Genomic DNA, 18,252 nt, shown 5'->3' with positions numbered 1-18,252 from the left:
GTCCGCCGCTGTCTCGGGTGGCGACCGCGGAGTCGTAAACCTGCACGTTCCAAGGAATTGAGCACGTCGTGACCGCACACTCGCACTTCTCTCGCCGGAAGCCGATACGGCCGAGCACAGGACGCCATGCCGGGTGGGCGCTGGCCGCCAGCCTGCGGTTCGTGCGCGGTCTGCTCGCGTTCGTCGTCCTGCTCGCCCTCGTGGCGGGTCTGCCTTGGGCCTTGGTGCACTTCGTGAGTTGGCCGCTGCCCGACCACGTGCCGACCTGGGACGAGATCCAGGCGACGCTGCTCAACCCGATGAGCGCGCAATTCCTTCTCAACACCTTGGCGGTGCTGTGCTGGATCGTCTGGTTCTTCTTCGCGCTTGACGTCCTGCGCGGCACCATCGACGCGGCGCGCGGGATCACCTGGCCGCAGGTCCGCCCACCCGGCCCGCTGCACGGGCTGGCCGCGGCCCTGATCGGCACCATCGTGCTGACCTTGCTCGCCAACCGGACCCCGTACACGGCTCCCACCCCGACCACCGCGGACCTGACCGCCGATATCACGCCGGTCGCGGTCGTCGCACCGCTGACCCCAAGACCAGCCACCCAGGCCGCGGCTCCGCAGGCGGCCGTCGTCCCGGCGACCACGTTGGTGGTCGATCGGGCAGCGCCGGCCCCGCCGGGCATGGTCCAGGTCACCGAGGAGGTCCGGCTCCCGCACGACGGGATCTACGACAGCCTGTGGCGGGTCGCCGAACGCATCTACGGTCCCGGCGGCGGCAGCCGCTGGCCCGATTTGTTCCAGCTCAACCGTGGTGTGGAGCAGCCCGACGGCCGCGCGCTGACCAAGCCCAACCTCGTGCGCCCCGGCTGGAAGATCACCGCCTACGTCCCTGCCCCACCCGAACAGCATCCCCCCGGCGAGCAGCAGCCGCAGGTGCCGCCCCAGCAACCACCACCTCCGACGAGCACCGCGCCGACCACTCCACCGTCAACACAGCCCGCACCGGACACGACCCCGGCGCCGGCCCCGCCGGACGAGGCCGGCGAGCACCGCGAAGACCAGGCCGAACCAGGGCTGGACCTGCTGACCGACGTGTTTGTCAGCCTCGGCCTCGCCGGAGCCATCACTGCGGCCATGGTGTCGGCCCGGATGTGGCGCCGACGACACTACCGCATCGGCAGCGGCGACCGCGCCGACCTGCAGCGCCCGATCGCGCCCGTGGTCCGCGCACTTCGGGCCGCGTACGACCAGGAAGACGACAGTGACCGCAGGCCCGGTGAGGACGTGGAGTTCGTCGACCTCGCGCCAGCCCCACCGCGGATCCACATCACCGCGGCCGGGGCCCTGGAACCCGACGACAAACCAGTCCCAGTCCCGGCGAGGGTCGGCGTGCGGGGCGGTCGCGAACTCGCCTTGAACCTCGCCAGCACCCGCGGTCTTGGCCTCGCCGGCCCCGGCGCGCCCGCCGCTGCTCGCGCGCTACTGCTGCACCTGCTCACCGAACATCAGCCCGGCGAGGGCATCCACGTGCTCGTGCCCGCCGACGACCTGCACCTCGTCTTCGATGGCGCCGACGTCGAGAGCCTGCCGTCCACCGTCCACGTCGTCGCCACGCTCGACGCCGCTCTCGACGAGATGGAAGCGGCCCTGCTCACCCGCACGCGCCATGCCATCGAGGAGACCGATTCCCAGCCCACGCCGGCCTCGCTCGTGCTGCTCGCCAGTCCTGCACCTCACGCCGAACGGCGCCTGCAAGCCGTGCTCGACAACGGCTCGCCCCTCGGCCTGGCTGGTGTGCTCCTCGGCCAGTGGCGCCCCGGTGCGACCGTGCGCGTCCGCCACGACGGCACCGTCAGCGCGACCAGCCCCGGTTTCGGCGACGCCCTCGCCGACACACGCCTGTTCAGCCTGCCCGCCACCGACACCACCGAGTTGCTTGCTGTGCTCCGGGACGCCGAAGGCCCCGCCGACCTGACAACACACGACTACGCAACCAGTGGCCTCACCGGCGACGAGCACACACCGCCTGCGGACGATCACGACGTCGTACCCACCCCACCCGTCCCCGAGCAACGCTCGGTCGACGAGATGACCCAGCTCGAATCCACCCGCCCGCTAGAACAAGAAGCCGGCGAGCAGCCCCCACCGAGCCCGAGCCTGCAGCTGCTGGACGTCCAGCCCATCCCCGTGGATGTCCAGCCGACGAGCCCGACCTCAGCCAGCCGGGATGACACCGAGGACCGCCGCACGGCCGCCGAGGACGTCAAGCCAGCCGCCGATCAGGCACCGGCCGCCGAGGAATCTCTGCAGCCGAAGAACGGTCACGGCGCAGCATCACAGCGCCCGCTGGTCGTGCGCGTGCTGGGACGCCTGCACCTGACGCTGCACGACGACGAGGGAGACCGTGTGCTCAGCGGCGTGCTGACGCCGAAGCAACGGGAAGTGCTCGTCTACCTCGCGCTGCACCCCCACGGCGTCCGCCGCGAAGTCCTCAACGAGGCCGTCTGGCCCGACAGCCGTCCGCCACGGCCGTACAACTCGTTCCACAACACCCTGTCCATGTTGCGCCGCGCGCTCACAGACGCCACCGACGGCAGGATCAACAACCTCGTCCTCAACAACGATGGCCGCTACCAGCTCAACGACGAACTCGTCGTCGACTACTGGCAACTCCAGCACGCCCTACAGGCACCACGCCCCACCGACACCGAGGCCCAGGCTCAGCTGCACGACGCCGTCGAGCTCTACCAGAGCGACCTCGCCGAGGACCTACTCGTGCCCTGGATCGAACCGTTCCGCGAGGCCACCCGACGCGACGTCCTGGACGCGCTCGGCGCCCTGATCCGCGCTCACGGCGACAGCGATCCAGAAACCATGCTCACACTGCTGGAACGCACCCGGAAGCTCGACCGCTACAACGAGGGCGTCTACCGCGACATCATCCGCACCCAAGCCCGTCTCGACCAGTACGCCGCCATCCCACGTACCCTCGCGCTGCTGACCACCACACTGGACGAGATCGGCCAACGCCCCAGCCCCGACACGCTCAACCTCGCCGACTTCCTCCAACGCCGCGGCAGCACCCGGAAGCCGATCTCCACCGACAACGCCGCGGCCAGCTGAACCGCATCCGACAGCGCAGCGATGCCTCAGTCGGGCTGATCGTCGTCATCCTGCGACGACTCGCCATCGTCCGGCGCCTTCTGCAAGCGCTCGATCAGATCGAGGTTCTCTTCCGCCCAGTCGATCAGAGGCCGCGCCCGGACCAGTAAATCCGCGGCGGCAGGAGTCAGCGAGTACACCACCGACCGCGGAAACGTCCGCTCCTCGACCCGATCCACCAGACCGGCGGTCTCCATCCGCCGCAACGTCCGGCCCAACGCCCGGCTCTGAATCCTGCGAACCGTCCCGGTCCACGGATCGAACGTCGTCATTTCCTGAATGGCGGTATGGAGCTCGCTGTAATGCAGCGGACCTGCACTCAACGCCACCAAAATGTGCGTGATCCATTCCCCGTTCAGCACGTGGCGGAGATCCCGCGACCGCGCCAGGTACCTAGCGTCCCCCGTTACCATGTACACCCCCCATAATCGTTCGTGACGGCCCGCCTACACCCCGCCCCCGCGGCACAGGCGACCCTGATATTCAAAAATGAGAATCGCCTCCTTTCTGGCCAGAAGGCGTATAATCGTCTCCGCCATCGGCCACCTCGGTTGATCAGTGTCAAGGTTGTCAACGCTACGTCAAACGGGGTACCCCGTGCAGGGTATTTCTACTTAGGACGAACAGGCGTCACCACATCGAGTGACCAACTAGTAGATCAACAGCACGGTCAGTGATCCTCTTGTAGCGTCCTGGCCACCTACCCGGCGACGGTCCGATTCAGCTGCCTGCTAGAGCGGTAGCCCTCCAACCCTGCGAAGTGCCTGGTTACGCAGTCCGCGGGGGCTACCGATGTAACGCCCGACTCGGTGGCCGGCAGGCACATGAACAGTCGATTTGGGTGGGGGGTCACCTGCCGTTACTCGTGACCCCGTGGTCACCCTGGCTGCGTTGCTCACCACCCGGTCCGTACCCCACTTCCCGCTGTTTGATGGCCATGCATTGGCCCGACTCTCGCTGCTCCGCTGCTCGGTCGCATCCCCTGTCGCGCATTCGCCGCTGATCAACTCCGTCCGAATCTGACACTTTGTATCAATTCGCGGCCGATTGTCGCTTGCGCTTGACAATCACAATTTCGACCGCATGTCAATACTCAAACTTGGTTTGAGTTCTCTCGGGTTGAATCGCATGAGCTGAAATGAGGACTAGACGCGCTCGCGATTACCATTTCTCGGCATTTCGCCATTCATAAACCCAGAAAAGCAAGAGATGAGCTGTCCGCTCCGCTGGGCGTCGCCGTGCCTTGCCGCTGTCGGCTCTTCTATGCCCGGTTTGGACAGTCACCCCGAGGGGGCGCGGCTGACTCTGCGCAGCTCTGACCCAGCGACTTTGCGCCACGAGGTAACGGAACGGTAACGACGAGTCCTCTTGGGCTTGCAAAGTGTGGACTCAGGGTGTGTACTTCTACATGTCGACTCCACGCCAAGAAGTCAACGGAACGAATCGAGAGGGTGAGGACCAGGGCACGGCGTCCCTGCGAGCTCTCCGATTCGGTCAGTACCTCCTTCCGGGTGTCGAGATGACAGTAGTCCCGTAAAGCGCGGGCAACGGCTTGGGCCGTGCGGACAGCAGCGAAACCGTGCAGAGCAGCGTGAAGAACGACGCGTAGCCAAACGCGCATTTCTAATCTGGAGTGCGTAGTAACTGCGCTTGCAGCTTCGCGACGTAAAGCTCTTGCTATAGAGCGGAGAAGCGCGCATAAATGGCATGCCTGCCACAGGTATGTCCCCAAGATAAGTCAATGGTGGTCTAGCACCGAAAAACGTCGCAATGTGTAGGCGTTCGGGGTTGTTTTAGGCGGTTGCCGACATTGGGTTTCTCTGGCTTGAGAGCGTCGCTCTCGCCTGCCCATAGCACGCCAAACCCTTACGGGCATGGTTCCTGGCATTGTGCGCTAGACATAACGGCTTATCCCAACAGTGTTTTAGAGATTCAGGGAATGTGCCATCGAAACGCGCAACCCTCACCCGTGAGCAGTGCCGTATTGCCCGGATACCAGGATGTGTCCCTTTTGCGGAGATCTCACAAGGGCGAGGGTTGCGCGCCTCGATGCCAGTTCACAACTGGCCTGAATCGCTGCCAGTCAACCACTTTCGTATACGAAATGGAGTACCGCCATGACTATGTCTCTGATCGATTGGTCCGCCCGTATTAGCGCGATGGCGGACGCTCTGTCCGTTCCGGACGGCGGTTTTTCTGTCAAACCTGACGACGGTTCGGACGTCCGTACCGGCTATGCGGTTGCCGTTCATCCGGAACACGAACGCGTTTTCGACGGTACCGTGACCAGCAACGACCTAAACGAGTACATCGCGCGAGCGAAAGACGCTCTTTCGCTGCGCGGTCGCGTTCTCGGCGGATGGCGCGACCCTGCGACCGGTCGCGTCTACCTGGACGTTTCCGTCGTGACCGCGGACCTGTCCGAGGCAGTGACCCTCGCGCAGGAAACCGCCCAGCTCGCCATTTTCGATTTTTCCGCTATGGAATCCATTCCGGTCACGGTCGCGGCATGAGTCAAGGAGTGAAACCGATGAGTGCAGTCATCGTCATGATCAGTGACGGACAAGCGCGACGCATCGCTTTCGAGTGGCATAGCGGTATGTCGTCCGCTCTGTATTCCCTCGCGTCATCGGGCGCGATTGACCTTGACCGCGTGCGGGATGAGATCTCCCGTGAGCTGTGGAAACTGGACGTCGGAGAAGTGCGACGCGAATTGCTCGCATTGGACAAATACGTACGAACGGCCGGCGCGCGTCCCGTGCAATCGGGATGGTCCCGCTTGTGGGACGACTCGCCGGTAAGCGTGAATCACACCTAAGAGGACTGAATTGTCATGCCTGCCCCCAGTGATCACCCATGGTTCCGGGCGCACCCCGTGAGCCACGAAAACATCGTGTGGCACTGGGAACAGGCCACATCCGACGAAATCGCGCAAGGAATGCGCTGGTATGCCGATGCTCACCACGTGGCAACCGCCATCGGGAACGATGACGCTCATCTCGGCGCCGGAATGCTCGCGATTTACTCACCGCAACAGGGATGGATCGGCAACGTCCTTAATGCCGCTCGCGTACTGCGCGAGCGTAAGGGAATCGGCGGGCCCGGTTCCGGAATGTTCGCCACGACCGGCCAGAAACGCGCCGCGGATCGGCTACTCAAGGGCGAACGGTATGAGGACATCCTCAACGGTCCGAAAATCCGCGACTTTGCCCACCTGATCGAGTTCGGCGGAGATCAAGACTCGGATGACCCGCATGTGGTGATCGATCGACACGCGCTCTCGGTGGCGCACGGTCGCGCGCTCACCTCCGAGGAGTACGACTCCGCGCCGGTCAACGGGTTCCGCCGCAAGGACGGATCGATTTCCCGTCGGCAGTACGACCACGTGGTCAGCCTGTACCGCCGTGCCGCGGACCTGATCTCCACACGCACGGGAGAGCGGATCTCGGCGCACCAGGTCCAGGCCGTGACCTGGTTGGTCCGTCAACGGCTCAACCAGGAAGCCGAACAACGGCGCGGCCCCAACCGGCTGGACAAGGGACGCAACCAGGCTCGCGCGAATTCCGAACGCGCATGGAACGAATTCCGCACCGTGTTCCTGCCCGACCTAGCCACGTGCCCCGGTACGGGCTACCAGTCAGCCGCCTAAAGCATCCCGAGTGAGGTCACGATGACTGACACACAACACCGTTCGATTCCGACAACCGTGATTCGGATCGGTGATCTCATATTCCTGGACAGTTTCTCCGGACTCGTACCGGCCAAGGTGAGCGGGTACACCCCGCGCGGCGAAATCGCCGTGTTGGTGACCGCCACGCGCGGCGCCTACCGCCGTGGCGAACACACCACATTCACCCCGAGCGGTTGTGTTCCGCGCGCACACGTGCGCGTGCGTTGCGGACAGTTCCGCATCTTCGGTGCGTGGACCTTTGGCGGGCTGCGCGACGAATTCCAACCGCGCTGGGCCTGAAACCCGCGCACCTTCCCTCGTCCTACCGGTCAACGCCAAGGGAGGCGACATGTCCACCGACACGGACACGGCCAACGTCGTTAAGCTCCACTTTCAGTACGCCCAAAACGGCTACGTCATGACAGACGACACGTACGGCGAACAGGACGCCGATAGCGCGGTCGCGTTCACTCGTGACGGGTGTGCGTTCGTCGCCTGCGAGCGGGCACCGCGCGGACGTTGGCGTATCGAGTCCACCGACGGCGAAGCCGGTCCGGTGCCGCTGTCCGCCTATCGGTACCGACTTTCGGACCTGGCGGACGCTGCGGAGTACGTCGCCAAGAAGTGCGGCGCCACGGTCCGCCGAGTCGATTCCTGGATCTAGCGCAATCGTCCAGCGCATCCCGAAATTTCACTGATAGTCAGCCGCGTGTCTCGGCGCCCGTTCATACGGGCGCCGCGCAGCTCTCACCCGCACGCAATGGTTGCAACGGCTCTGCTTTCCGTTGCGGATTGTTCGACTCATCCGCGCGCACGTCATCACCACCGTTTCCCGAATCAGTAAAGGAGTTCAACCATGTTCGTGTACGGCGTGTCCATCACCGATATTCACAGCGTCGTACGCGACGTGTCCAGCGCGCTCTACGACGGAAACATAACCACGCACACGGGTGAGGATCGCAGCAACCGCGCCGGACCCCGCGCCACGTTCACCCTTCGCACCACCGACACAGCGGGTTCCGGCGCCAAGGGAAGCGCGTCCGCGTTCGGCAAGGGCACCGGCCCGAACGGCAGGCGCAGCACCATTTCCGCGTGCTGGCACGCCCACTACGACGTGCTGGCTGAGTTGTTCGCCCGATTCCCGGCCGCCCGCGTGGTGACCGCGATCGCCACCTATACCGCGCCCACGTTCCGGGAACGCGCGTTGGCCACCGCCTGCCTGAATGTCGGAAGCCAGTTGTACCCGGTGACCGCGCCGGACTGCTGCGAATGCGATCACACCGGTTACGTCGACACCTTCGACCAGGTCGCCGGCACCGGTTACGTCGACGACTCCTACTGGATGCCGTCCGGCGACGCGATGCGCCCGAACACGGACGTCGACTACTTCCTTGATCAGCTCGACCGCGTGCTCGCAGAACAGTGACGCCCTTTTCCCATCACCTCCGCACATTCACGCAATTCGACCGACGAAAGCGAGCACCCACGCTGACCACAGGCCACTCGACCACCCTGGACGCTCTGCGCGCGGAGCTCGACCGGGAACGCGCACGGGCCGACTCCTTGGAGACGGTGAACCGTGTGCAGGCCGGCAGCCTCACCAGCCTGGCCAGGCTCGCGGAGGAACTCCGCTGCCAGGTTGCCGACCTGCACGACGACGCGCTGAGCTCGAACCCGATGCCTGTACAGGGCCTGCGCAACGTCACCGGCCGCATGGACGGCTTGGCGACGACCTTGAGCCGCGCGGCACGCGGCTACTCCGGCGCCCGGACCACGGACATGATCTACCCGACCGTGGACGACGACCTCCGCGCACACGGGTGGACGCCCCGACCGGACCGGGGCCTGGACGGCGTGTTGCCACCGATCCCGATCACCGAGCTGGGCGACCGGCGCGGCTATGCGCGCGGCTGGCATCGCGGCCCGCAATGGATCACGTTGTGGTTCACCGGGCCGTGCGCACTGGCCTACGCGGACAGCAGCGACCACGGCCGGCTCACCGACGTCGACGGCGTACGTGCCGTGATCACCTCCCGCCGGCCGTTGTCCGCGGACGCACTGGCCGAATGGGTCGCGGCCCGGCAGCAGGCGCACACGGTGCCGTTCGATGCCCCGTACGTCCGGGTGTTCGCGCACCTGCGGTCGTCCTGGGGTGGGGGCCTGGTCGTCGATGATCGGTGCGACGAACACGGCGCCCCCGCGCCCGAGGGGCCCGGTAAGCGCTCCGTGTGGGCCTGCCCGAGCGACCCCGATTTCCGGCTCTACGTCTGGGGAATCGGCAACCAACCGGCCCACGTCCGCTACTGGGCCGGGCCCGTGGTCGACATGGCCCACCTGGTCCAGATCACCGGCCACTGCCGCTGACCTCAGCCCCTTTCCGCACCCGCCGACCGACCGTCCGTCGACGGTCGGCCGGCGCCTCGTCGTGCGCCGGTTACCGCCACACCTCACCACCAAGTCGGCCGGCTCGGCTCGGACTGGCTCGTCGACCAGCAACCCCACGGAGAACCCCAATGACAACCCTCGACCTCGCGCACACTGTCGCCGAGCACCTCGGGACCGGATGGCGCGCCTACACCGGCAAGGCCGACGACGGCTCGGAAGCCCATCTCGCCGGACCGAACGATCAGGTCCTCGACCTGGTCGACGGCACCACTACCGGCCGCAAGACCGACCGGGACCGATTGATCATTATCGGTCACCTCGGCTTCCTGCGCAACCATGTCCCGCAGGACCACGAGCAGGACCACAAGATCACCGTGGGCCGGTGCAAACCGCCCGACGTGATCGCCCACGAGACCCGGCGCCGGCTGCTGCCGAATTATGAGACCGCGCTGCACGCGGCCTGGGACGAGAAGCACGCCAGCGACGGCATCGCCGCCGCCCGTGAGCAACTCGCGGCGACCGTCGCGGCCCGCCTGGGCGTGCAGCGCCAAGACCAGGCGACCGACTTCCACTTCGGCACGGTCGACGCAGGCGTCCACGGCCGAGTCTGCGTGCGGCCCGGCGCGTCCGACTCGGTGTTCACCGTCCGCGTCCCGCACGACCGGGTGACCGAGTTCGCCCGGCTGCTGGCCACGTTCGGACACCTTCCTTGATCACCTCCGGCCGTTCGGTCCACCCCTCCGGTGGCCGAACGGCCGGCCTGTGCCCTTGCCGATTCCGCTCACTTCCGGCCCGAAGGGACCGATACCGCCATGACCACCACCTCCTCCACCGCCCCCGTGGCGGACGTTCTCGACTGCGGCCACCCACCCACCCCGGACCCCAGCGGGATCGGCACCGGCCGCGCGATCGACCCGACCACCGGCGCCACGAGCTGCTACCCGTGCTCGAACGAACGCGAACGCCACGCGATGACCCGCGCGAACACCTTCGTCGCCTACGTGTCCTCGGCCGGCGACGCGCTGATTACCGCGCCCGGCGGGCACCTGGCCACGATCGACCCCACCGACGCCCACCAGGTCGGCCGGCGCACCTACACCCCGTCCGGCGGGATGTGGACCCGCTACGTCTGGCACGCCACCGACGTCGACGGAGGCCGCTGGGCAGGCGTCAACGGCGGCCCTGGCCTCGTCATCCGCGTCCACCGGCTGCGCGTGTGCACCTGGCAAACCGAGTTCGGCAACGGCGGCGCGCCGCGCTACTGCCACCGCCGCGCCACCCACGCCGGCCAGGGCGGCGCCTTCGACCTCTACTACCGCACCCACGCCCGCCAGGTCTTCGACCTCTACGGCTGGACCACCACCGCCCTGCCACCCCGCGAACTCGCCCAGACCCGCGCGTGAATCGCGCCACCACAAAGAAAGGAGCCCTTCGTGTTCATGAAGTTCTACGACCGCCTCGACCTGTCACGGCTGCGTCTGGACGACGTGCACACCGTGCCCGCCAACCGCGCCAAGGCGCTCGACGTGGCGCGGGACCGCCACCTTCCGCGCCAGTCGCTCACCCGCATGGGCTTATGGGTCTACGTCTTCCAACTCGGCGCCGACGTCCATCTCGGCACGGTCACCCTGGCCGGCGCCCAGCCCGGACCCGAGAACGTGGTCACGCTGCCGGTCCGCCAGCTCGGCCACTGCACCACCCCCGGCCGCTGACCGAGATGGCCGGCCTGCTGGCCGCGGTCGCCGAGGACTACCCGCCCACCGCCCTGACCGCGCTGCTGGCCGACAGCCTCACCAAGGTCCTCGACCTGTGGGCCGACGCCCGCCGCAACGGCCGGACCACGATCGACATCCGCGACCTCGACCGCGCCGTTACCAGCGAATTCGCCCCCGCCATCCGCGCCTGGCGCACCGGCGACGCCTTCCCACGCCCCCGCCTGGCCGACACGGCCTGGCCCGAACCCGTTCCGAGGTGAACACCATGCCTATCGACGACCCCACGACCGCAACCCCGTCCGAGATCGACGAAGAGCTCGCCCGGCTCGGCATCGAGCATGCCAAGGCCACCGACACCGTCAACGGGCTCACCGCCCGCGTCCACCGTCTGGTGAACGACGGCATGGCCGAGTACGCGACCGAGTTGCAGCCCCGGATCGAGCAGGCCCGCCAGACCATCGCCGAGTGCGAGGCCGCCGCGCGCCCCCTCGATGCGGAGTTCGAGCGTCGGGGCGGCTGGACCCGCGCCTGGCTGGTCCTCAACACCGGCGGCCACGTCCACCGCACCATGGAGTGCCGCACCTGCTTCCCCTCCACCCGGTTCGCCTGGCTCACCCAGCTCTCCGGGCACGACGAGACCGAGATCGTCGAGCAGGCCGGCAAGGCCGCATGCACCGAGTGCTACCCCAGCGCGCCGGTCGACATTCGCAACCAGCCCAGACGGATCAAGACCCCCGAGCAACTCGCGCGGGAAGCCGAGAAAGCCGAACGCGCGAAAGCCAAGGCCGCGAAAGCGATCACCGCGCCGGACGGAACACCCTTGCGCACTAAGGGGTACGGGCAGATCGACACCGAGTTCACGGCCCGTCGCTCCTACTTAGACGCCTTGGCCTACGCCCGGTATCTGACCAGGGCAAGCATCGCCCACCACCGAGACACCATCGCCGAGTACCGCGAGGACGCGCAGCTCATCCTGGCCGCGCTGGCCGCGAAACATGGCCGCACCGAGGACGACTTGCGCGCCGAACTGGCTCCCAAGGTCGAAGCCAGGTGGAAGCGCGAATACAAGTAGCGGCGCCCTCTGTCGCCTGTGTCTGGCTTGGAACGCGTCCCCTGCCTACGCACCTATCCGCTTCCCACGAGAGGACCCCTACCGATGATTCTGGTCGAAACGCTGGAAGACCTGGTTTACAACTACCTCGAAGATCCCGCCCGGCCCGGCCCGGTTCGGCCGTCGGCAAGGTCAACGCGCAAGACCTGGTCAGCCGCGTCGTGCAGCACCTCGCCGAGCGCGGGGTCGACGTGGCTTTTCAGGACGGCTCGCGCCTCACCACATCAGGCAGCACGCCCCGGCGGCCGGAGCCCGAGCGGCACCGCCTTCCCTTGGTACTTCAGGAAAACGACGACGGGCACGTCCGCATCTACTGCGACGGCCGCGACTGCGTCTGGTCCTGGCCGCTCTACCAGCACGCGAGCGCGCAGACCAACGGCGACACGATCACCAAAGCTGTCGAGCACGCCCTCCGGCGACACCGCCACACCTGACCACTCCGGCTACCAGCTACGCCACATCGGCGCGATGCCCTCCCCAGCACCAACTCGCCACGGGGAGGGCATCGCGCTGCGTGGGCTGATACACATCCGCAGTAGCTCGAATCGCCATGACTACCAACGACATTCACGACGCCCGGCAACTCATCGCCGAGATCAACATCCCCACGGAACGCCCGCGCTGGGCATGGTGGGCCCCCGGTGACGCCACCCGCTACCACGCCACGCTGATCAACGCAGCACCCAGCGCCAGCATGGTCGGTACCGCGCCCGGCGGCACCTTCCGCGCGCTGGTGATCACGATCGACCTGTTCACCTCGCGTCCCATCTCGATTGTGATCCCGCGGCCCCACTGACGACGAAGACCGCTACACCGCCGAGGAATGGGTCTTCCGACGGTTCCCCGGTGGCTGGTGGGCCGGCATCCGGCCGCTGCTCGCCGCTCTGGGCTGGACGCCCACGACCGACCGCGACACCGGCTACCGCAGCACCGACTACCGCGACATCACCAAGGCACAGCGCAACCCAGACGCCGACCGCTAGTACTGCAACGGCAGTTGGTCGTCGTGTGGTAGATCATCGTTGTGGTGGTCGATGTGGTGATGGGGCAGCTGGATCGGGTTCATGATCGGATCGCGGGACGGTTCAGGCGGTCGGAGCCGCGGGGCCGGGCTCGGGAGTATGTGTCCGGGCTGGTCGCGGGGTTGGAGCGGAAGAACGGCTGGACACTGGCGGAGCAGTCCGGTGAGGTGTCTCCGGATGGGATGCAGCGGTTGTTGCGCTGGGCGGACTGGGACATCGACGGGGTGCGTGACGACGTGCGGGACTACGTGGTCGAGCATCTCGGCGAGCCGGGCGGCGTGCTGATCGTGGACGACACCGGGTTCCTGAAGAAAGGTGTGCGCTCGGCCGGGGTGCAGCGGCAGTATTCCGGGACGGCGGGGCGGATCGAGAACTGTCAGATCGGGACCTTTCTCGCCTATGCCGGTGATCATGGGCATGCGCTGATCGATCGGGCGCTGTATCTGCCGGAGCCGTGGATCGCCGACCGGGACCGGTGCCAACGGGCGGGGATTCCGGATGAGGTCGAGTTCGCCACGAAGCCGCGGCAGGCGATGGGCATGCTGGCGCGGGCGTTCGAGGCGGGTGTGCCGTTCGCGTGGGTCACCGCCGATGAGGCCTACGGGCAGGTCAAGTACCTGCGAGCCTGGCTGGAGGAACACGACGCCGCGTACGTGCTGGCCACCAAGGTCAACGACACCCTGATCACCGCCGAGGGCACCGAACAGCGGGCCGATGAGCTGATCGCGGACCTGCCCGCCCGGGCGTGGCGGCGGTTGTCGGTCGGTGCCGGCGCGCACGGGCCGCGCGAGTACGACTGGGCACGGGTGCCGGTCCGGATTGGCTGGCAGGCCGGGCGCGGGCACTGGCTGCTCGCCCGGCGTTCGATCTCTGATCCGACCGAGATCGCCTACTACATCTGCTACGGGCCCCGCCGGTCCACCCTGCTGAACCTGGCCTGGATCGCCGGGGCGCGCTGGCGGATCGAAGAGTGTTTCCAGCAGGCCAAGAACGAAGCCGGACTGGATCACTACCAGGTCCGGTCCTGGCGGGCGTGGTACGCCCACATCACCCTGTCGATGCTCGCCCACGCCTGGCTCGCCGTCGCCAAATCCCTTGCCATAAAAGGGGAATCGGTATCGCCGAACCAGACATGATCAGCTTTACACTACCGGAGATCCGGCGCCTGCTCACCAAGCTGGTCCTGCGTGTCGCCGACGCCGCCGAACACATCTGGTCCTGGTCACGCTTCCGCCGCCGACGACAACACCAAGCCCGCCTCAGCCACTACAAACGCCGCGGCTACCCACTTCCTTAACTGCCGTTGCAGTACTAGTACCAGGCACCGCGCTTGCCTCCGGCCACACGGCCGGACCACCCCACCCGCACGGCACCGCCCGCGTCCGCGCGGGCCGTGATGACGGCAGCCCGCCGTCCGAGGAGATCATCATGAACAGCACCGGCAACACCGATTTGTCGTCGCGCTCTACGTCGATCCGGCCAGCCGGCAGGTCCGAGTTTCGATCGATCTCGACGATACCGAGTCGTGGCTGCTGCGCAACGACAGGGACAGCACGGTTCCACTGCGCATCTGCGTCCAGGGCGACGTCACGTTCGGGGGCTGACAAACCGATCGCGCGAGCGTCGGCCCGCGCTCGCGCCATTCGCGCATCGTCGAACGATTCCACTGCTCGTCCAATCAGGACACTCATCGCGTCACGTTGATGAAGAGGTTATTCATGAACTCGTAAACCACCGAAATGCCGGACCTTACTGGTAATCACCGGAATCACGACTTGCCGAATGCCTGAGCTGAAGTAGATGGCCAGCAGGCCTAATCGCCCGCCTCTGCCGCAACTTTCCCCCGTCCTGGACGTCCGGTTCGGCGCGTGCAATGCGCTCCGAGGTGGCGCGCCACGTAGGCCGACACGTGCAGAAGTTGCGCGACCCATGGCCACCCCTGCTGGTGAGTGAGGCGCAATGTTCTCAGTTGCCAGCCGTCGGAAGCATCGTGGACGCTTGCGCGTCCGTGCGGCGGTGGCGGTGCATGAGGATGCCCTTGGCCGTGGCGATCACGTCGCGGGTCCCGAGCGCGGTGCGTAGCTGGGCCTGTTCCTGGGAGCCGATCAGGGCGACGGCGGCGTGAGCGGCGAACAGTTCACCGATGTGCTCGGCATCGGCATCGAACGCGTCGCGCTGTGAGGAGTACAGGTTCAGCGCGCCCAGGGTGGTGCTGGTGGCGAACAATCGGAACCCCAGCACGGACGCCACACCGAGGCTGGCCGCGGTGTCGGCGAACTTGGGCCAGCGGGAGTCGTCGGCGAGGTTGCCGGTGCGGTAGGTGTGGTGCTCGGCGATGGCATCCACGCATGGGCCTTCGCCCAGCTCATGCTGCAACTCGTCCAAGCGGGCCACGAGATCGTCAGACGGCGCGACGGTGCGCAGCTGCCCGGCCTCCAGCAGCGACACCCCGGCGTACTCCGCGCCAGGGATCGTTGCCACCGCGGCAGTCACGATCCCTTTCATGGTCTGGTGCAGATCCGGTTCCGCGGTCAGTGACCGGGCCACCTCGCTGAGAGCGTGCGCTACCTGCCCCAGCGCCTCACTGTTGGCAGCCTGCCGGGATGATCGTTCATCGCCCACCTGCCCCATTCTGTCCGGATATAGACGTCACGGCCAGATGCGGCGCGGTCGGGAGTCGGGGCCGTGGTAGTTAACCGCCACGCTCCCAAGCTCGTGTCCACCGGCGTATCAGGGGTTCAGGCGAGGGCGAGGAACAACTTCTCGAGTTCGGCCTCGGTCAGGGGTTCCTGGTTGTTGTCATCGTTGCCGGTGAGGCATTGGCGCATGCCGGTGGCTACGATCTTGAATCCGGCACGGTCGAGGGCGCGTGAGACGGCGGCGAGCTGAGTGACGACGTCTTTGCAGCCTCGGCCAGCTTCGATCATGGTAATTACACCCGCGAGTTGCCCTTGCGCACGGCGGAGCCGATTGAGTACCTGCGTGATGGTTTCTTCGTCCCCAGTCATACGAACCCTCCTAAAGTAATCCCGACCTGGCACCAGTATACCCCGTGAGGTATCGCCAGTGGGGGGAGTTCGCTTCGCTTCCTGACGGCGCCGGTGGAGTCTCGGGCTGAGGCGACAGGCGGCGGCTGCCTGGTGGACGAAATTCGGCGATTCGTACTGTCGATCGTGTGCGTGGACCAGTGTGGCCGAGGCTGGCCCGCAACGAGACCTGTGAGACGTGCGTACCGCACCACCGGGCCAACTCGTACGAAAATCCAGCAACCTGCACTTGTTGGTCAACAGTTTCGGCTATGGGCAGCAGGCCGAACTCGTGATCGACAGGTTGGGCGTCGATCATTCGATGACGCGCCCGAAAGCGTGCACAGTCCGAGGTGAAGAAGGCTGGTGGGCGTAGGGCCCGCGTGAGAGCGGTGCCTTGACTTGTCGCGCTCTGCCTAGCGGCTGTAGGTGTCCTCGCGGGGCGGTGGTCCGACGTCGGAGTGGCGGCCGGGCAGGATCGCGGCGTGTCGTTGCCCGGGGCCCGGCCGGTGCGACTCGACCTGCTGCATCCTTGGGCGCCAGCGGCCGCGGCGGTCTCTGCCGGTGTGCGCTGTTGGGTGTGGCGGTGATGGCCGCGCTCGATGAGATCGTCTTTCACCAGATCCTGGCCTGGCACCACTTCTACGACCGCTCCACGCGTGCCGTCGGGTTGCTCTCGGACGGTCTGTTGCATACCGCCGAACTGCTTGGGCTGGTCGCCGGCTTCGTGTTGTATGCGGATTTGCGGCGCCACCACACTCTGGCCCCGCCGCAGGCCTGGGCCGGGCTGTTCCTCGGGTTAGGCGCGTTCCAGCTCTTCGACGGCATCGTCGACCACAAGCTGCTGCGCATCCATCAGGTCCGCTACGGCGTCGACATCCTGCCCTACGACCTCGCCTGGAACGGCGCCGGACTCGTCCTGCTGACCGTCGGCGCGGCCCTGGCCGTTCGCGCAGACGCACAGCGTCCGCGGTGCTGTTCCCGCTGTCCGGCGGGCCGTTCACCGCCCACATGGCCCAGCACCTCGTCGTCGCCATGATCGCCCCGTTGCTGCTGGTCCTCGCCCGTCCCCTCACTCTGGCCCAGCGCGCCCTGCCTCCTCAGAGTGCGCGGCGAGTGTTGCTGGCCCTGGCGCACTCCCGGCCCGTCACGTGGCTTGTCTTCCCGCCCCTGGCCGCACTGCTGGACATCGGCGGCCTGTGGCTGCTCTACCGCACCCCATTGCTGGCCGCGACACATCACCAGCCGCTGATACACGCCGCAGTCCAGGTCCACGTCGTGCTGGCCGGATTGCTGTTCACCTTCGCCATCTGCCAGCTCGACCCGCTACGCCACCGCTGGAACCTCGCCTGGCGGGGCCTCACCCTGCTGGCCGCCGGTGCCGGCCACGCCATCCTTGCCAAGACCCTGTACGTCGCCCGCCCGCCCGCCACCACCTACAGTGCGGTCGACCTGCACACGGGTGCGCAGCTGATGTACTACGGCGGCGACCTGGTGGAGATCGCTCTCGCGGCCGTCCTCGCTGTCCAGTGGTACCTCGCCACCGGTCGCGCCCACGCCCGACTCCAGCGCCGCCAGCGGCGACCACCGCTGACAGCTGACTCGCCCCCACACACCTCGCGCGACTTCTGAACCTTCCTTGGCACCCGTCGGCGGGCGGGATAACGAGCGACAGTGGCCGGGGGAGAGACGATGACGGCCCCATTTTTGATTGGCTGATACCCCCTGGGGTATTATAGTAAACCTGGTCGCCATAGGAGGTTCAACGATGTGTCAACGTGCTGTGTGTTCGACCTGCGGGAAGGCCACCTACACCGGGTGTGGGCGCCATGTCGAGCAGGTGCTCGCCGGTGTGCCCGCGTCACGGCGGTGTCAGTGTCAACCAGAGCAGGGCGGATCCGAGCGGAAGTGGTGGAAAATGTTCGGCCGCCGTTGATCACTGCGGCCACAGGGAGCCGGGCGCCACACCGAGGTGCTCGGCTCGCTGTCGAACAGGACCCTCGAACGGTACGAGTTGCACGTTCGTCACCGATGTTTAAGGACCCGCGACACCCTGTCAGGATCTGCGTCGACGCTGATCCTGCCCTTCACTCGCCCTGACTCCAATGGACCGGAAAGCGTGAGAGGGGCGCATTCCTTGAGCCTATGTGTGTCCGTGATGGTTGAAACGG

The 18,252-nt window shown here is 66.7% G+C and carries 22 protein-coding genes; 18 read left to right on the top strand and 4 right to left on the bottom strand.

All coding sequences use genetic code 11. The annotated features are described in order from the left end of the window. Positions 1-68: 68 nt before the first annotated feature. Complete coding sequence (locus H4W30_RS32340; RefSeq protein WP_043829866.1) at positions 69-3,113, top strand: helix-turn-helix domain-containing protein; 3,045 nt, start codon at positions 69-71, stop codon at positions 3,111-3,113. A gap of 26 nt (positions 3,114-3,139) precedes the next feature. Here the strand turns inward: H4W30_RS32340 and H4W30_RS32335 are convergent, their stop codons facing one another. Then, on the bottom strand, positions 3,140-3,514 hold the full coding sequence (locus H4W30_RS32335) for a winged helix-turn-helix transcriptional regulator (RefSeq protein WP_158077475.1): 375 nt from the start codon (positions 3,512-3,514) through the stop codon (positions 3,140-3,142). Between the two features lie 1,755 nt (positions 3,515-5,269). On the opposite strand from H4W30_RS32335, the gene H4W30_RS32330 reads away from it, so the two are divergent. From H4W30_RS32330 to H4W30_RS32260, 15 genes are all read left to right on the top strand, one after another. Then, on the top strand, positions 5,270-5,665 hold the full coding sequence (locus tag H4W30_RS32330) for a hypothetical protein (RefSeq protein WP_112285680.1): 396 nt from the start codon (positions 5,270-5,272) through the stop codon (positions 5,663-5,665). Between the two features lie 17 nt (positions 5,666-5,682). Beyond that, on the top strand, positions 5,683-5,970 hold the full coding sequence (locus tag H4W30_RS32325) for a hypothetical protein (protein ID WP_043829862.1): 288 nt from the start codon (positions 5,683-5,685) through the stop codon (positions 5,968-5,970). 57 nt (positions 5,971-6,027) lie between these two features. After that, the gene (locus H4W30_RS32320) at positions 6,028-6,801 is read left to right on the top strand and encodes a DUF7178 family protein (protein ID WP_144024176.1); all 774 of its coding nucleotides are present in this window, start codon (positions 6,028-6,030) and stop codon (positions 6,799-6,801) included. A gap of 21 nt (positions 6,802-6,822) precedes the next feature. After that, the gene (locus H4W30_RS32315; RefSeq protein WP_091680093.1) at positions 6,823-7,122 is read left to right on the top strand and encodes a hypothetical protein; all 300 of its coding nucleotides are present in this window, start codon (positions 6,823-6,825) and stop codon (positions 7,120-7,122) included. A 49-nt stretch (positions 7,123-7,171) separates the two neighbouring features. Next, on the top strand, positions 7,172-7,486 hold the full coding sequence (locus H4W30_RS32310; protein ID WP_043829857.1) for a hypothetical protein: 315 nt from the start codon (positions 7,172-7,174) through the stop codon (positions 7,484-7,486). 192 nt (positions 7,487-7,678) lie between these two features. After that, positions 7,679-8,248, top strand: coding sequence for a hypothetical protein (locus H4W30_RS32305; RefSeq protein WP_043829855.1), 570 nt, complete (start codon positions 7,679-7,681; stop codon positions 8,246-8,248). Between the two features lie 146 nt (positions 8,249-8,394). Then, the gene (locus H4W30_RS32300; protein ID WP_043829853.1) at positions 8,395-9,186 is read left to right on the top strand and encodes a hypothetical protein; all 792 of its coding nucleotides are present in this window, start codon (positions 8,395-8,397) and stop codon (positions 9,184-9,186) included. 149 nt (positions 9,187-9,335) lie between these two features. Then, complete coding sequence (locus H4W30_RS32295) at positions 9,336-9,920, top strand: hypothetical protein (RefSeq protein ID WP_043829851.1); 585 nt, start codon at positions 9,336-9,338, stop codon at positions 9,918-9,920. 99 nt (positions 9,921-10,019) lie between these two features. After that, on the top strand, positions 10,020-10,610 hold the full coding sequence (locus H4W30_RS32290) for a hypothetical protein (protein WP_043829849.1): 591 nt from the start codon (positions 10,020-10,022) through the stop codon (positions 10,608-10,610). A 30-nt stretch (positions 10,611-10,640) separates the two neighbouring features. Continuing rightward, complete coding sequence (locus H4W30_RS32285) at positions 10,641-10,919, top strand: hypothetical protein (protein ID WP_043829848.1); 279 nt, start codon at positions 10,641-10,643, stop codon at positions 10,917-10,919. A 5-nt stretch (positions 10,920-10,924) separates the two neighbouring features. Then, complete coding sequence (locus tag H4W30_RS32280) at positions 10,925-11,182, top strand: hypothetical protein (RefSeq protein ID WP_043829846.1); 258 nt, start codon at positions 10,925-10,927, stop codon at positions 11,180-11,182. A 5-nt stretch (positions 11,183-11,187) separates the two neighbouring features. Then, complete coding sequence (locus H4W30_RS32275; protein WP_143102010.1) at positions 11,188-11,994, top strand: hypothetical protein; 807 nt, start codon at positions 11,188-11,190, stop codon at positions 11,992-11,994. Between the two features lie 230 nt (positions 11,995-12,224). Beyond that, positions 12,225-12,467, top strand: coding sequence for a hypothetical protein (locus tag H4W30_RS32270; protein ID WP_143102009.1), 243 nt, complete (start codon positions 12,225-12,227; stop codon positions 12,465-12,467). A gap of 116 nt (positions 12,468-12,583) precedes the next feature. Next, the gene (locus tag H4W30_RS32265) at positions 12,584-12,829 is read left to right on the top strand and encodes a hypothetical protein (RefSeq protein WP_043829842.1); all 246 of its coding nucleotides are present in this window, start codon (positions 12,584-12,586) and stop codon (positions 12,827-12,829) included. A 228-nt stretch (positions 12,830-13,057) separates the two neighbouring features. Further along, positions 13,058-14,191 (top strand): IS701 family transposase, encoded by a 1,134-nt coding sequence (locus H4W30_RS32260; protein ID WP_043829840.1) that lies wholly within the window; start codon positions 13,058-13,060, stop codon positions 14,189-14,191. Positions 14,192-14,314: 123 nt separating this feature from the next. Here the strand turns inward: H4W30_RS32260 and H4W30_RS32255 are convergent, their stop codons facing one another. The 3 genes from H4W30_RS32255 to H4W30_RS32245 form a co-directional block, all read right to left on the bottom strand. Next, positions 14,315-14,746 carry a hypothetical protein gene (locus H4W30_RS32255; protein ID WP_137095936.1) on the bottom strand — a complete coding sequence of 144 codons (432 nt, stop codon included), beginning with the start codon at positions 14,744-14,746 and terminating at the stop codon, positions 14,315-14,317. Positions 14,747-15,020: 274 nt separating this feature from the next. Continuing rightward, on the bottom strand, positions 15,021-15,677 hold the full coding sequence (locus H4W30_RS32250; protein WP_245976527.1) for a GAF and ANTAR domain-containing protein: 657 nt from the start codon (positions 15,675-15,677) through the stop codon (positions 15,021-15,023). A 116-nt stretch (positions 15,678-15,793) separates the two neighbouring features. Beyond that, a complete protein-coding gene (locus H4W30_RS32245) occupies positions 15,794-16,063 on the bottom strand; it encodes a metal-sensitive transcriptional regulator (protein WP_043830840.1) in 270 nt (89 codons plus the stop codon). A 598-nt stretch (positions 16,064-16,661) separates the two neighbouring features. On the opposite strand from H4W30_RS32245, the gene H4W30_RS32240 reads away from it, so the two are divergent. After that, positions 16,662-17,120, top strand: coding sequence for a DUF2243 domain-containing protein (locus tag H4W30_RS32240; RefSeq protein WP_228708117.1), 459 nt, complete (start codon positions 16,662-16,664; stop codon positions 17,118-17,120). Further along, positions 17,093-17,713 (top strand): cytochrome c oxidase assembly protein, encoded by a 621-nt coding sequence (locus tag H4W30_RS32235; protein WP_081684795.1) that lies wholly within the window; start codon positions 17,093-17,095, stop codon positions 17,711-17,713. The genes H4W30_RS32240 and H4W30_RS32235 overlap by 28 nt, the downstream gene beginning before the upstream one ends. The last annotated feature ends 539 nt before the right edge of the window (positions 17,714-18,252 follow it).

It is taken from the genome of Amycolatopsis roodepoortensis (assembly GCF_014873915.1).
GTDB classification, from domain to species: domain Bacteria; phylum Actinomycetota; class Actinomycetes; order Mycobacteriales; family Pseudonocardiaceae; genus Amycolatopsis; species Amycolatopsis roodepoortensis.
Note: the sequence above shows the minus strand (reverse complement) of the source record. Positions and strands in the feature narration are given on the sequence as shown.

Coding starts and splice junctions, on each gene's coding strand:
- H4W30_RS32290 (WP_043829849.1), top strand. CDS start 10,020: ATGACCACCACCTCCTCCACCGCCCCCGTGGCGGACGTTCTCGACTGC.
- H4W30_RS32280 (WP_043829846.1), top strand. CDS start 10,925: ATGGCCGGCCTGCTGGCCGCGGTCGCCGAGGACTACCCGCCCACCGCC.
- H4W30_RS32235 (WP_081684795.1), top strand. CDS start 17,093: ATGGCCCAGCACCTCGTCGTCGCCATGATCGCCCCGTTGCTGCTGGTC.
- H4W30_RS32305 (WP_043829855.1), top strand. CDS start 7,679: ATGTTCGTGTACGGCGTGTCCATCACCGATATTCACAGCGTCGTACGC.
- H4W30_RS32330 (WP_112285680.1), top strand. CDS start 5,270: ATGACTATGTCTCTGATCGATTGGTCCGCCCGTATTAGCGCGATGGCG.
- H4W30_RS32275 (WP_143102010.1), top strand. CDS start 11,188: ATGCCTATCGACGACCCCACGACCGCAACCCCGTCCGAGATCGACGAA.
- H4W30_RS32325 (WP_043829862.1), top strand. CDS start 5,683: ATGAGTGCAGTCATCGTCATGATCAGTGACGGACAAGCGCGACGCATC.
- H4W30_RS32255 (WP_137095936.1), bottom strand. CDS start 14,746: ATGAGTGTCCTGATTGGACGAGCAGTGGAATCGTTCGACGATGCGCGA.
- H4W30_RS32265 (WP_043829842.1), top strand. CDS start 12,584: ATGACTACCAACGACATTCACGACGCCCGGCAACTCATCGCCGAGATC.
- H4W30_RS32295 (WP_043829851.1), top strand. CDS start 9,336: ATGACAACCCTCGACCTCGCGCACACTGTCGCCGAGCACCTCGGGACC.
- H4W30_RS32310 (WP_043829857.1), top strand. CDS start 7,172: ATGTCCACCGACACGGACACGGCCAACGTCGTTAAGCTCCACTTTCAG.
- H4W30_RS32315 (WP_091680093.1), top strand. CDS start 6,823: ATGACTGACACACAACACCGTTCGATTCCGACAACCGTGATTCGGATC.
- H4W30_RS32245 (WP_043830840.1), bottom strand. CDS start 16,063: ATGACTGGGGACGAAGAAACCATCACGCAGGTACTCAATCGGCTCCGC.